General features: G+C 64.7%; 16 protein-coding genes. 7 read left to right on the top strand and 9 right to left on the bottom strand.

The genetic code is table 11. The features are described 5' to 3' along the window. Positions 1-3: 3 nt before the first annotated feature. Positions 4-966: a hypothetical protein gene (locus tag Q0799_RS00425; protein ID WP_028995744.1), complete on the bottom strand. Its 963-nt coding sequence runs from the start codon at positions 964-966 to the stop codon at positions 4-6. Between the two features lie 151 nt (positions 967-1,117). On the opposite strand from Q0799_RS00425, the gene Q0799_RS00430 reads away from it, so the two are divergent. Then, positions 1,118-1,789 (top strand): SIMPL domain-containing protein, encoded by a 672-nt coding sequence (locus Q0799_RS00430; protein ID WP_298393052.1) that lies wholly within the window; start codon positions 1,118-1,120, stop codon positions 1,787-1,789. A 3-nt stretch (positions 1,790-1,792) separates the two neighbouring features. Here Q0799_RS00430 and Q0799_RS00435 read toward each other — a convergent pair whose 3' ends face one another. Together Q0799_RS00435 and Q0799_RS00440 are read right to left on the bottom strand one after the other, a co-directional pair. Continuing rightward, a complete protein-coding gene (locus Q0799_RS00435; protein ID WP_298393054.1) occupies positions 1,793-2,185 on the bottom strand; it encodes a hypothetical protein in 393 nt (130 codons plus the stop codon). A gap of 62 nt (positions 2,186-2,247) precedes the next feature. Beyond that, a complete protein-coding gene (locus Q0799_RS00440; RefSeq protein ID WP_298393056.1) occupies positions 2,248-3,105 on the bottom strand; it encodes an SDR family oxidoreductase in 858 nt (285 codons plus the stop codon). Positions 3,106-3,195: 90 nt separating this feature from the next. Between Q0799_RS00440 and Q0799_RS00445 the strand changes: the two genes are divergently transcribed. After that, positions 3,196-3,606, top strand: a complete 411-nt coding sequence (locus Q0799_RS00445; protein ID WP_298393058.1) for a helix-turn-helix domain-containing protein — start codon at positions 3,196-3,198, stop codon at positions 3,604-3,606. 7 nt (positions 3,607-3,613) lie between these two features. Here the strand turns inward: Q0799_RS00445 and modC are convergent, their stop codons facing one another. Genes modC through Q0799_RS00465 form a run of 4 tightly spaced genes read right to left on the bottom strand, consistent with a single transcriptional unit; the run spans position 3,614 to position 6,964 of the window. Beyond that, the gene (gene modC / locus Q0799_RS00450) at positions 3,614-4,684 is read right to left on the bottom strand and encodes a molybdenum ABC transporter ATP-binding protein (RefSeq protein ID WP_298393060.1); all 1,071 of its coding nucleotides are present in this window, start codon (positions 4,682-4,684) and stop codon (positions 3,614-3,616) included. A gap of 1 nt (position 4,685) precedes the next feature. Beyond that, a complete protein-coding gene (gene modB / locus Q0799_RS00455; RefSeq protein WP_298393062.1) occupies positions 4,686-5,363 on the bottom strand; it encodes a molybdate ABC transporter permease subunit in 678 nt (225 codons plus the stop codon). A 13-nt stretch (positions 5,364-5,376) separates the two neighbouring features. Next, entirely contained in the window at positions 5,377-6,123 is a 747-nt protein-coding gene (gene modA / locus Q0799_RS00460) for a molybdate ABC transporter substrate-binding protein (RefSeq protein WP_298393064.1), read from the bottom strand. Between the two features lie 22 nt (positions 6,124-6,145). Then, positions 6,146-6,964, bottom strand: a complete 819-nt coding sequence (locus Q0799_RS00465; RefSeq protein ID WP_298393066.1) for a TOBE domain-containing protein — start codon at positions 6,962-6,964, stop codon at positions 6,146-6,148. 176 nt (positions 6,965-7,140) lie between these two features. Between Q0799_RS00465 and Q0799_RS00470 the strand changes: the two genes are divergently transcribed. Beyond that, positions 7,141-7,569: a TOBE domain-containing protein gene (locus Q0799_RS00470; protein ID WP_298393068.1), complete on the top strand. Its 429-nt coding sequence runs from the start codon at positions 7,141-7,143 to the stop codon at positions 7,567-7,569. A gap of 14 nt (positions 7,570-7,583) precedes the next feature. Here Q0799_RS00470 and Q0799_RS00475 read toward each other — a convergent pair whose 3' ends face one another. Beyond that, positions 7,584-8,102 (bottom strand): DUF2478 domain-containing protein, encoded by a 519-nt coding sequence (locus Q0799_RS00475; protein ID WP_298393070.1) that lies wholly within the window; start codon positions 8,100-8,102, stop codon positions 7,584-7,586. A 137-nt stretch (positions 8,103-8,239) separates the two neighbouring features. Here Q0799_RS00475 and rimO point away from each other — a divergent pair, with 137 nt between their 5' ends. Continuing rightward, positions 8,240-9,562 (top strand): 30S ribosomal protein S12 methylthiotransferase RimO, encoded by a 1,323-nt coding sequence (gene rimO, locus Q0799_RS00480; protein ID WP_298393072.1) that lies wholly within the window; start codon positions 8,240-8,242, stop codon positions 9,560-9,562. Further along, positions 9,555-10,952 carry an FAD-binding oxidoreductase gene (locus Q0799_RS00485; RefSeq protein ID WP_298393551.1) on the top strand — a complete coding sequence of 466 codons (1,398 nt, stop codon included), beginning with the start codon at positions 9,555-9,557 and terminating at the stop codon, positions 10,950-10,952. The genes rimO and Q0799_RS00485 overlap by 8 nt, the downstream gene beginning before the upstream one ends. On the opposite strand, the gene Q0799_RS00490 is transcribed toward Q0799_RS00485, so the two are convergent. After that, positions 10,891-11,691, bottom strand: coding sequence for a dihydrodipicolinate reductase C-terminal domain-containing protein (locus tag Q0799_RS00490; protein ID WP_298393074.1), 801 nt, complete (start codon positions 11,689-11,691; stop codon positions 10,891-10,893). The genes Q0799_RS00485 and Q0799_RS00490 overlap by 62 nt on opposite strands. 301 nt (positions 11,692-11,992) lie before the next feature. On the opposite strand from Q0799_RS00490, the gene Q0799_RS00495 reads away from it, so the two are divergent. Both Q0799_RS00495 and Q0799_RS00500 read left to right on the top strand, forming a co-directional pair. Further along, complete coding sequence (locus Q0799_RS00495) at positions 11,993-12,499, top strand: MarR family winged helix-turn-helix transcriptional regulator (protein WP_298393076.1); 507 nt, start codon at positions 11,993-11,995, stop codon at positions 12,497-12,499. Position 12,500: 1 nt separating this feature from the next. Beyond that, a complete protein-coding gene (locus Q0799_RS00500; protein WP_298393078.1) occupies positions 12,501-12,998 on the top strand; it encodes an OmpA family protein in 498 nt (165 codons plus the stop codon). The last annotated feature ends 6 nt before the right edge of the window (positions 12,999-13,004 follow it).

The following is a 13,004-nucleotide window of genomic DNA, read 5'->3' on the forward strand; positions in this document are numbered from 1 at the left end:
ATTTCAGTCCTGGCGGAAGAAGGCCAGGGGGGCATGGCCGGTCGCCCGGTAGGCCTCGCAACGCGAGATGAATTCGCGGGTGCTCTTGGGCATCGGCGTGCGCGCGCGGGTGATGTAGAAAATCAGGTCGCGCCCCTGGCGGAACAGTTGCAGGCCTTCCGCCGTATCGTGGTGGACGGTTTCGCTGCCGGTGGCTACCGGTAGCGGCGTCAGGTTGTCCAGGCGCTCGCCGGCGGTGACCATGATGGCCCAGACGTCGAAAATGTCCGGATCGGTACGCAGCGTTTCGGTCTTGATCTTGGCGGCATTGGCCAGATCGACGATGGCCGACTCGGCGCCGGCGAACGCCGGCAACTGAGCCAGGTTGGTGATCATGCAGCGGGCAATCAGGTCGATGTCGCGCATCGTCTGACCGATCTTGATGTAGCGGCTCTCGTAGAAATCTTCCAGCGGAATCGAGAAGGCGCGGAACGGCTCGCCCCACAGTTCGTCGATGCCTTCCTCGCCGCTGCGGTGCAGCACGTTGCGACCGAGTTCCATGGCTTCGAGCAGGCACCGGCCGCATTCGCGCATCAGCGGGTTGTCGCTGAGGATCTCGATGCCGCAGGCCTGGAGTTCGACCAGCTTGCGGAAGATGTCGGCGGCGCGGTTGAACAGTGCGCCGGCCAGCATGGCGCCCTTGACGCGCCGGCGCGCCGGGTCGGTTTCCGCTTCAAACGCGCTTCTTGCCTCGGCCAGTCGGGTGCCGGGAATGTTCAGGCCGTGTTCGGTATGGTTGAACAGGCGGCGGGTCAGCGCGTCGATCAGGCGCTTCTTGGCTTCCAGCGTATCCGCCGGCACCTTGTACGCCTTGATCCAGTAACCGTCGTAATAGACACGCTCTTCGCCGTTGATGACGCGGCGAGCTCCTTCCACCGGAGTATCTTCCTGGTTTGGCACGCGGTTGAGTTGAAGCACGTTGATCATGGGAGGCAAAGTATTACAAAAGGCGGAGTCCGATACAAGCAAAAATCAGCTATCCAGTTTCTCCCGGGGAAACATATTTTTACTGATTTCCCGTGGCGACGCCCTCCGGCGGCAGATAAGATTCCCCTGTCAATAATTGGAGCAACGACTCATGAAGGCAATCAAGGCAGTGGTTTTCCTCGGCGGGCTGCTGGCGCTCGGTGTCCAGGCGGCTACGACGGTCGATCTGGCCGCCGAAGCGGCGCGGCCGACCGTCAACGACCAGGTCCGCGCGGTCGTCTATAGCGAGGTTCAGGGCAGCAATCCGGCCGATCTGGCGCGTCGCGTCAATCAGGAGATCGCCGGCGGGCTGCAACTGATTCGCGGCAAGGCCGGGGTGACGGTCAAATCCGGCAACCAGTCGACCTACCCGGTCTATGGTCGCGATCAGAAAATCGAAAGCTGGCGCATGCGCAGCGAATTGGTCATCGAATCGCGCGACCTGGGTGCCGTCTCCGAACTGCTCGGCGAACTGCAGCAACGCCGGCTGGCGGTGGCTCAGGTCAGCCAGATGCCGTCGCCGGAAACCCGTCGTCAGGTCGAGGACGAAGCGACGCGCGATGCGATCAAGGCCTTCCAGAGTCGTGCCGAGGTGGTTGCCGGTGCATTGGGCAAAAAGTGGAAGATCAAGCAGTTGTCGGTTTCGCAACAGGGCGGCGCCATGCCCATGCCGGTGTTCCGCGCCGCCAAGGCGATGATGGCCGAAGCCATGCCGGCGCCGCTGGAAGCCGGTGAGAGCCTGCTGACGACGACGGTCAGCGGCCAGATCGAATTGCTCGACTGAGTTTCAGAAGCGCGAGAACAGGTCGCGCAACTTGCACAGCGAGGTGCTGATGTCGAAGCGCGGGTCGGACAGCGCTTCGCCCGCCAGGATGCGGGTGATGGCCACTGCCGGGTCGGTTTCGCCGGTGACCAGTACCTCGCAGCCGCGCAGCCTCATGTGACGGATGAAACCGTCACCGGCGCTGGCAACCACGGCGATGTCGATGCCGTCCAGCGGGTGCGGCCGGTCGTCGGTGAAGACATGCAGCACTTCGTCCTTGGCCAGATCGACCAGGCGCGGGGCCGGCAGTAACTGGCTGGAGCGGTGCTGCGACAGGTCGTAGAGCAGCCACTGCCGGCACTGGCCGGCGTGGCCGCTGACTTCATTGAAATTCCGGGTGGCGATGGCGATTTTCATGAGTGTCGTGAACCAGACAGGAAATCACATGCGCATGCAAGTTTCGCACCCGGAGTCGCCGCTCAGCCCTTGCCCAAGGCGCTGCGCACCGAATCGGCCAGCGGGGTGGTCGGCCGGCCGATCAGCGCGCCCAGTTGCCGGCTGTCGTCGTACAGGCCGCCCTGGGCGGCGCCGGTGTCCGATTCGGCGAGCAGGTCGGCCAGGCCTTCGGGCAGGCCGGCGTTGACCAGTACGCCCCGGTATTCGGCTTGCGGCAGGTTGTGGAAGGCAATCGGCCGGCCCGCCTGGGCGGCGATTTCGGCGGCCAGTCCGGCGAGCGTGTAAGCCCGGTCGCCGGCCAGTTCGTAGGTCTTGCCGGCGTGACCGCCGCCGCTCATCACCACGGCCGCGGCTTCGGCGTAATCGTTGCGCGCGGCCGAGGCAATGCGGCCGTCGCCGGCGCAACCGAGCACGGCGCCGTGGGCGAGGATGGCGTCGATGCCGGCCAGGTAGTTTTCGGTATACCAGCCGTTGCGCAGGATCGTGACCGGCAGGCCGGACGCCCTCAGCGCAGCTTCGGTCGCCTTGTGCTCGGCGGCAATCGGTAGCGGTGAGGTGTCGGCGTGGAGCAGGCTGGTGTAGGCGAGCAGGCCGACATCGGCGCGGCGGGCGGCGTCGATGACCGCCTGGTGCTGGGGCAGGCGACGGCCGATTTCGCTGGACGAAATCAGCAACACCTTGTCGCCGGCGGCAAAGCACCGGGCCAGCGTTTCCGGTCGGTCGTAATCGGCCTCACGCACGGCTATGCCCCGCGCCGCCAGGGCGCCGGCCTTGTCCGGATTGCGCACCGCAGCGGCGATTTCGCTGGCGGGAACGCGCTTGAGCAGCTGCTCGATGACGAGTTGGCCGAGTTGGCCGGTAGCGCCGGTGACGACGATCATGGGACTTCCTTTCTTGATTTCGTGATGGGGAAGCGCAGGATAATGTTTATACTTACGAATAGTAAGTACGCACAAAAAGGTAAGTGTTCAATGAACGACCGGATTTCCCCCGAGCCGCCCGCCACGCTGGCCGAACTGATGCGGCGCGGCAACGTTTTCGCCGAACAATGCCCGTCGCGCGAAGTGCTCAAGCACGTCACCAGCCGTTGGGGTGTCCTGCTGCTGGTGGCCTTGCGCGACGGCACGCAGCGTTTCAGCGATCTGCGCCGCAAGGTCGGCGGCATCAGCGAGAAGATGCTGGCGCAAACCCTGCAATGGCTGGAAGCCGACGGCTTCGTCGACCGCATCGCGCATCCGGTGGTGCCGCCGCACGTCGAGTACAGCCTGACGCCGCTGGGCGAGGAACTGGCGCAGAAGGTCGAGGCGCTGGCCGACTGGATCGAATTCAAGCTGCCGGAAATCATGGCGGCGCGCGCCAGCCGGGAAAACCCGGCGGACTAGCGCCGCCTCATTCCATCAGGGCGACGGATTTGACCTGGACGCGCACCGGCAGGCCGGGAACGATGCCGAGTTGATCGGCTGAACGCCGGGTCAGTCGGGCGACCAGCAGGCTGTCGCCAACGGCAACCCGGACCAGCAGCAGGCCGGGGTGGTCGTCGGCGGCCAGGCTTTCGACCCGGCCGTCGAGGCAGTTCTGGATGCTGCTCGGGCCGGTATCGCCAATCGCCAGACTGACGTCGCGGGCGAGCACGCGCACGCGCACGCGGCGGCCGGCCGGCAGGCCGTTGTCGCGGGTCCACAGGCTGCCGCCGGGGAAATCGACGCGGGCCAGGTGCCATGTCTCATCGATGGCGCCAACGCAGGCCTCAAGCACGACGCCGGCGTCCTCGCCAAGGCGGATGGGGAGGTCGATGCGCGCCAGCGTTTCGGCCAGCGGGCCATGGGCGATCACCCGGCCGCCGTCGAGGGCGACGATGTGGTCGGCCAGGCGGGCGACTTCCTCGGGCGCGTGACTGACGTAGATGACCGGAATGTCGAGTTCGTCGTGCAAGCGTTCGAGGTAGGGCAGGATTTCCTGCTTGCGCTTGAGGTCGAGCGCCGCCAATGGTTCGTCCATCAGCAGGAGCTCCGGGCCGACGGCCAGTGCCCGGGCGATGCCGACGCGCTGGCGCTCGCCACCGGACAGGGCGTCGGGCTTGCGCTCAAGGAGGTGGCCGATGCCGAGCAGTTCGATGGCCGCATCCAGGCTGACCCGGCCCGAACTGCCGCTGCGTTTCTGGCCGAAGCGCAGGTTGTCGAGCACATTCAGGTGGGCGAACAGGCTGGCTTCCTGGAAGACGTAGCCGATGGGCCGCTGGTGGGTCGGTCGCCAGGTCTTTTCGTCCTGCCAGGTCTGGCCCTTGAATACCAGTCGCCCCGGTTGCGCCCGCTCCAGCCCGGCCAGACAGCGCAGCAAGGTCGTCTTGCCCGAGCCGGAATGGCCGAACAGCGCGGTGACGCCGCTGCCCGGCAGCGTCAGGTCGACATCCAGGGTGAATCCCGGCCAGGCCAGCTTGCAGCGAACTTCGATGCCGTCCATCTCAGGCCTCCCGCCGTGGCTTGTCGCGGCGCAGGTACATGGCCAGCAGCACGGCAAACGAGAAGGCCAGCATCACCGCCGACAAGCGGTGGGCGTCGGCATACTCCATGGCCTCGACGTGATCGTAGATCTGTACCGAAGCGACGCGGGTGACGCCGGGGATGTTGCCGCCGATCATCAGAACGACGCCGAATTCACCGACGGTATGCGCAAAACTCAGGATGCCGGCAGTGACGAAGCCCGGCCGGGCCAGCGGCAGCACGACCGAGAAGAAAGTGTCGAGCGGCGAGGCGCCCAGCGTTGCGGCAACCTCCAGCGGTCGTTCGCCAATCGCTTCGAAGGCGTTTTGCAAGGGCTGCACCATGAACGGCAGGGAGTAGAAGACCGACGCAACGACCAGGCCCCAGAAGGTGAATGGTAGTGTTCCCAGGCCGAGCGACTGGGTCAGCTGGCCGACCGGCCCGTTCGGTCCCATGGCCAGCAGCAGGTAGAAACCGAGCACCGACGGCGGTAATACCAGCGGCAGGGCGACGACGGCGCCGCACGGTCCTTTCCACCACGAACGGGTGCGCGCCAGCCACCAGGCGACCGGCGTGCCGATGATGAAGAGGATCAGGGTGGTGATCCCGGCGAGGCGGACGGTCAGCCAGATGGCCTGGAGGTCGGTATCGGTGAGCATGGCGGGAAGAAGTCTAGCGGATTGCGTAGCCGAAGCGCCGGATGATGGCGCGTGCCTTGTCGCCCTTGAGATAGGCCTGTAGCGCGCTGGCGGCAGGGTTGTTCTCGCCGCGCTTGAGGATCACGGCATCCTGGAGGATGGGGTCATGCATTTCGGCCGGTACGATCCAGGCGGAGCCGCCGGTGATCCTGCCATCCTGGAAGACCTGTGACAGGGCGACAAAGCCCAGGTCGGCATTGCCGGTGGAGACGAATTGCAGTGTCTGGGAGATGTTCTCGCCCTGGACGAATTTTGCCTGTACCGCTTCGAGCAGGTTCAGCTTCTTCAGCGTTTCGACCGCGGCGGCCCCGTAGGGCGCGGTTTTGGGGTTGGCAATCGACAGCTTGTTGAATCGGCCGGATTTCAGGACTTCGCCTCCGGCATCGACGAAATTGGCTTTCGATGACCACAGGACCAGCGTCCCGACGGCGTAGGTGAAGCGGCTGCCGGCGACGGCATGGCCTTCCCGCTCAAGCCTGGCGGGCGTCGAGTCGTCGGCGGCGAGCAGCATCTCGAACGGTGCGCCGTTGGTGATCTGGGTGTAGAACTTGCCGGTCGAGCCGAAGGAGAGTTTGGCAAGGTGGCCGGTGTCCCGGGCAAATTCCGCGGCAATCTGCTTCGCCGGCTCGGTGAAGTTGGCGGCGACGGCCACCTGGACTTCGGCAGCGTGAAGACCGGTGGCGGCGAGGAGGGCGGTGAAGAGGACCGACAGACGCTTCATGGGGGATCTCCTGGGTTGGGTTTCAGGCGTACTTGCAAAGGATGACGGACGAAGCCTTGAACACGGCGCAGGCCTGTCCCCCGACGGCGAGGCCGAGCTTGTCGACGCTGTCGTGGGTGACGACGGCGCACACCGATTTGCCCGTCTTCATGGCCAGCGTGACTTCGGAATTCACCGGCCCTTCGTGGATACGGGTGATTTCGCCCCACAGGTGGTTACGCGCCGTGGTTTTCACCGCCGGGTCGTTGAGCAGCAATACCGACGAGGATTTGACCAGCGCGTTGATCTCCATGCCGATGCTCAGGCCCAGGTTCTCCGCCGATTCACCGGTGATCACCGCGACCAGTTCGTTCTCGTCGTCGAGCTTGATGCGCACCTCGTAATCGACATGGCCTTCGCGCAGGCCGACGATGCGCCCGGCAAACTGGTTGCGGGCACTGGTCTTCATCGACATGCGTTTGAGCAACTGGCTGAACTGCTGGAAATCGGTGGCCTGGCCGTCGTTCATGCTCGCCGTCAGCCGGTCGAGTGCCGCCTGGTACTCGGCCTCCAGGGCGCGGTAGAGGGCGATCACCTTGCGTCCGTAGTCGGTCAGCAGCGTGCCGCCGCCGTGCTTGCCGCCGGTTGAGCGCAGCACCAGCGGCTGGTCGGCCAGGTTGTTCATCGCATCGACCGCATCCCAGGCCGCCTTGTACGACAACGGCACGGCTTTTGCTGCCTGCGAGATCGAGCCGTGTTCGTCGATGGCTTCGAGCAGTCGGATGCGCGTGTCGCCCAGGAAATTGCCGAACGGGCCGTCGAATTCGAGCTTGCTGCGCAGGCGGGGGGCGGCTTGATTCATTCGGTTATTTCCTTGCATATATAACGAAATCGAGTTTACCGGAAAATTCTGCTGGTGCTATGGTTGATGCTATGACGCATTCAGGATTAGATTGTCGGCAAGCCGCCAATCGATCGCTGTTTGTTTCGTATATAGCGAAAAACGGGCCAGCCCGAGCCAGCCGTCAGGAGAACGCCATGAATGTCAGCGCACGCAATGTTTTCAAGGGAAAGATCACTGCCCTCACCGACGGCGTCGTCAATGCGGAAATCGAACTCACCCTGCCGGGAGGCGACAGGATTGTCGCAATCGTGACAGAGACCAGCGTCAAGTCGCTGGGTCTGGCCGTGGGCGGGGAGGCCGTCGCCTACGTCAAGGCGCCGTGGGTGATGCTGTTGTCCGGCCAGCCCGACGTGCATTTCTCGGCGCGTAACCAGTTGTCCGGCAAGGTCAGCGCGCTGACCAAGGGGGCGGTGAATACCGAAGTCGCCATCACCCTGGCCGGTGGCAGCGTGGTCCATTCGGTGGTCACCAACGAGGCCGTGCTCGAACTCGGGCTCAAGCTCGGCGAGCCGGCAACCGCGCTGATCAAGGCCAGCCACGTCATTCTTGGCGTGCCGGGCTGAAGGGCGGTAACGGTCTAGCGGGCGCCGATGCTGCTGACCCAGCGCTCCAGTTCGTCGATTGTGGCGCCGAGTTCGCACGCCATGCCGCCGGTGAAGTGGCGCCAGGCGGGCAGGTTGGCGGCCTGGACGACGGTGATGACCGGGATGCCCTGGCTCATCACCTGCAGCATTTCGTCGGCGAAGCCTTCGCCGTCCGCCTCCAGTCCGGAAAAACGGTTGAAGACGGCGAGGTCGGCGCCTTCGGCGGCGATCCGGCGCATCACCTGGGTCGCGTCGGCGATGCCGGCGGCGTCGAGGGAGCAGGCGGTGGACTGGCTGCCGAGGTTCTGCGAGATCGGGTAGCGCTGGCCGGTTTCGATGTCGCTCAGGCTGAACTTGCAGCCCCAGGATTCCGGGCAGGCTTCCTGGACCAGGCCGCGCACGCGCAGGCCTCGTGCCTGCAGGTCGGCGATGAACGCGCGCAGCAGCGGGTCGATGCGGGTGCCGGGCGGCGGGACGATGGCGGCGATGGCCGGGGCTGGGGTCAGGGGCATGGAGCGGATTTTAGGCGGTTTGTGGCGGATTGCACAAAGCCGGCCGGGCACTTTTCGCGAATTCGGCAGTCTGTGCGCTTCCCCGCGTAAAATACGCGCTTTACTCGCCGGCCGCGCCGGAAATCCTGGAAAACCGCATGACCTCATCACCGAAAGTGCCCACCGTCGGCTTTGTCAGCCTGGGCTGCCCGAAAGCCGGCTCCGACGCCGAACTCATCCTCACCCGCCTGCGCGCCGAAGGCTACGAGATTTCGCCCAGCTACGACGATTCCGACCTGGTCATCGTCAACACCTGCGGCTTCATCGACGCCGCCGTCGAGGAATCGCTCGACGCCATCGGCGAGGCCCTGAACGAGAACGGCAAGGTGATCGTCACCGGTTGCCTCGGCGCCAAGGGCGACATCGTGCAGAGCACGCACCCGTCGGTGCTCGCCGTCACCGGCCCGCACGCGATGGAAGAAGTCATGGGCCACGTGCACCAGCACCTGCCCAAGCCGCACGACCCGTATTCCGACCTGGTGCCGCCGCAGGGCATCCGCCTGACGCCGGAGCACTACGCCTACCTGAAGATTTCCGAAGGCTGCAACCACAGCTGTACCTTCTGCATCATTCCCTCGCTGCGCGGCCCGCTGGTCTCGCGCCCGGTCGGCGACGTACTCGCCGAAGCCGAGAACCTGGCCCGCGCCGGGGTCAAGGAAATCCTCGTCATCTCGCAGGACACCAGCGCCTACGGCGTCGACCTCAAGTACCGCACCAGCTTCTGGGGCGGCAAGCCGGTGAAGAGCCGCCTGAAGGAGTTGTGCGACGCGTTGTCGTCCTTCGGCATCTGGGTCCGCCTGCACTACGTCTACCCGTATCCGTCGGTCGACGACGTCATCCCGCTGATGGCCGAAGGCAAGATCCTGCCTTACCTCGACGTGCCCTTCCAGCACGCCAGCCCGAAGATCCTCAAGGCGATGAAGCGTCCGGCCTCGGCCGAGAACACGCTGGAACGCATCGCCAAGTGGCGCGAAATCTGTCCGGAAATCGTCATCCGCTCGACCTTCATCACCGGTTTCCCCGGTGAAACCGACGAGGATTTCGATCAACTGATCCAGTTCCTCGAAGACGCCAAGCTCGACCGTGTCGGCTGCTTTGCCTACTCGCCGGTCGAGGGCGCCACCGCCAACGAGATTCCCGGCCTGCCGCCGGAAAGCGTGCGCGAGGACCGCCGTAGCTGGCTGATGCGCGTCCAGGAAGACATCTCCGCCGACAAGCTGGCGGCCAAGATCGATACGGTGATCGAGGTGCTGGTCGACGAAGTCGATGAAGAAGGCACCATCGCCCGCTCCAAGGCCGACGCACCGGAAATCGATGGCGTGGTGTACCTCGACGGCCATTTCGACGCCCAGCCGGGCGACTTCCTCAAGGTCCGCGTCATCGACGCCGACCACCATGACCTCTACGCCGAAGTTGTCTGACTTGGTCGGGCAACTGGCCGACATCGTCGGGGCGACCAACGTCCTCGTCGATGCGGCCGACACCGCGCCTTTCCTGACCGACTGGCGCGGCCGTTATCGTGGGGCGGCGCAATGTGTCGTCCGCCCCGGCTCTGTCCAGGAAGTCGCTGCCGTTGTCCGCGCCTGCGTCGAAGCCGGTGTGCCGATTGTGCCGCAGGGCGGCAATACCAGCCTGTGCGGCGCGGCAACGCCGGATGCGACGGGCAGGGCAGTGGTCGTCAGCCTCGGGCGCATGAACCGCATCCTGGCGCTCGATGCGCAGAACAACACGATTACCGTCGAGGCGGGTTGTCCGCTGGCGGCCATCCAGGAAGCCGCGCAGGCGGCCGACCGGCTGTTTCCGCTGGCGCTGGCGTCCGAAGGGACTTGCCAGATCGGCGGCAACCTGTCGACCAACGCCGGCGGCGTCCAGGTGCTGCGCTACGGCAACACGCGCGAACTGACGCTCGGCCTGCAGGTCGTGCTGCCCGGCGGCGAGGTCTGGGACGGCCTGCGCGGACTGCGCAAGGACAACACCGGCTACGACCTCAAGCACCTGTTCATCGGCGCCGAAGGCACGCTGGGAATCATCACCGCCGCCGTGCTCAAGCTCTACCCGCTGCCGAAAACGCTGACCACCTGCTGGCTGAACATCGCCTCGCCGGCAGCGGCGGTCGAACTCCTGAATCAGGCCAAAAGCACGTTCGATGCGCAGCTGACGGCTTTTGAGCTGGTCTCGGAACCCTCGCTGGCGCTGGTGCAGCAGCACATTCCCGGGGTCAGTCGGCCGACGGCGTCCAGCCCGTGGTATCTGCTGGCCGAGTTTGCCGATGCCGAGCCGGCGGCGGTCGAACGCTGGCTGGGCGAGCGTCTGGCCGATGGCTCCGTCAGCGACGGCGTGCTCGCCGCCAGCGCGGCCCAGGCGAAAAAGCTGTGGGCGCTGCGCGAGAACATTTCCGAAGCGCAGAAGATCGAAGGCGTCAGCATCAAGCACGACATCGCCGTGCCGGTGTCACGCATTCCCGAATTCCTGGCCCGCGCCGATGCCGCGCTGGCCGCGGCGTTTCCCGGCATCCGCGTGGTCGCCTTCGGCCATGTCGGCGACGGCAACCTGCATTACAACCTGTCCAAGCCGGATGCCCAGGACAACGCGCTGTTCCTCGCCTGCCAGGCCGAGGTCAATCGCATCGTCCACGATACGGTCCATGCACTAAACGGCTCGATCTCCGCCGAACACGGCATCGGTCAGTTGAAGCGCGAGGAAATCCTGCGCTACAAGTCGGCGACCGAAATCGACCTGATGCGGACGATCAGGACAGCACTCGATCCGCGCGGCTTGATGAATCCCGGGAAGCTGCCAGGGCCGCGTTGAGCGTTTCCTCGTTCTGCAGTTCGTCGCGGATCAGGCGCAGCAGCAGGTTGTCCAGCGTGTAGAAACCTTTGTCGCACTGCGCCAGTTGTTCGATGGCAAACGCCGCGCCGGTGCCGAAGGCCTCGCGCCGGATCGAATCGTGGATCAGCCGCACCGTCTGGTAGGGGAAACCGAAAATGACCTCGTGCCGGCCGACGATGCCGCCCAGGCGCAGGGAAGTGATATGGTCGGTCTCGACATCCAGCACCTCGGCGATGCGCCGTGCCGTGCCGGAAATTTCCGGCTTGTCGCGGAAATGCTGCTCGACGATCTCGACGTCGGCAAACGGCGCGATGCGGCGCAGGATTTTGGCCGCCAGCAGCAGGAAATTGATCCCCAGCGTGATGTTGGGCGACGACATCACGCGGATGTCGCGGCCCAGGCTGCGGATGTAATCCATCGTTTCCTCCGGGTAGCCGGAAATGGCGGTCACCACCATGATGCCGCGTTGGCGGACCGCTTCGCCGTAGAGGTGGATGGATGCGGCATCGGAAAAGTCGATGATGCCGTCGACCGGGTGCGTATCGAGCCAGCCGGGAAAGCTGTCCTTGTCCAGTCGGGTGACCGGGACATCGATATCCTCGGCCGGGGTGCCAGATCGCCGGGCGATCCAGCACAGTTCAAAACGCGGATCCTCGCGCAAGACGCTGGCCACTGCCTGGCCGGCTTTCCCATAACCAATGAGTCCGATTCTGGTCATATGTCCTCCCTAGTTGCTGTCGATGGGGCATCACCGCGACGGTATCGGCTGAAACCCTGGGGAACGCCAGTCACCAGCGGGTGCCGACGATTTATATATGCCCTGTCTGATTCGCCAGGCTGCCGCAGCATGGGTTGCCTGGTCTGGTGCGACGAGAAAGGAAAAAATGGGGGGATTTCCCCCCCCTGAAATATCCTCGTCGAAAAGGAATGGGGTTATGACCTAAGTTACAACTCCATTGCCGGGCAATATAATTGAGCCTTGTAAATCGCGCAACACTATTTCGTTGGGAAACAGAATATTGAAAAAGCATGAATCCCCGCCGGGGCAGACGGTGCTTGATGTCCTGCAGCAATTCCGCCTGATCTACGGCTCCATGCGTCAGCACTTCCGCCTGGTCGAGGATCGCTGCGGCATGTCCGGCTCGCAGATGTGGGTGCTGCAGGAAGTGCAGCGCACGCCTGAAATCGGTATCGGCGAACTGGCGGCGCGCCTGGGCATCCACCAATCGACCTGCAGCCTGCTGGTGGACAAGCTGGTTGGCAGCGAATGTCTGGAAAAGCGCAAACAGCAGCGCGATCAGCGCCGGGTCGGGCTCGTTCTCGCCAAACGCGGGCGCGAAGCCCTGGCCGCCTTGCCGGGGCCGGCCGAAGGCATCCTGCCAGAGGCCCTGTCGGCCATTCCGCCGGTTGTCCTCAAAACATTGCAGATCAATCTGGATGAACTGCTGCGGCATCTGCCGGGCAAGGATGAAAACTATGCCAGCGTGCCGCTTGCCGACATGCTGAAACAAACGGAGAAAACCTGAAATGCGGCATCTTGCAGTTTCCCTGAGCCTCTTGCTGCTGGCCGGTTGCGCCAGCCAGGCGGTATTCGATGCACCATCGGCCGCCACGGCCGAGCCCACCAAGGCTGCCCAGAGCAGCGAGAAGAGGCAGCGCGAGCCGAGCGAGGCCGAGATCATCGCTGCAATCAACACCGACAACAGCGTGTTTTTCCCGCCGTCCGGGGTCATCGTCGATGAAGCCAACCGGCAGCGCCTGCTCCGGCATGCCGCCCGCCTCAAGGAAAACCCGAACCTCCAGGTGACCCTGGTCGGGCATACCGATCATCTCGGCAGTCCGTCCTACAACCTGGCGATTGCCGAGCAGCGGGTCAATGCCGTGCAGGCCATCCTGCGCGCCCAGCGCATTCCGGTGACGCAGATCCGCCGTCAGGTCGTCGGCAGCGAGGAAGTTTCGATCAACTGCAAGTCGGCCGAATGCCGGCGCAAGATGCGCCGGGTCGAACTCGTCTTCAGCGAATAAAATCGC

Origin of the sequence: uncultured Azonexus sp., from assembly GCF_937982035.1 — a bacterium.
Taxonomy (GTDB): domain Bacteria; phylum Pseudomonadota; class Gammaproteobacteria; order Burkholderiales; family Rhodocyclaceae; genus Azonexus.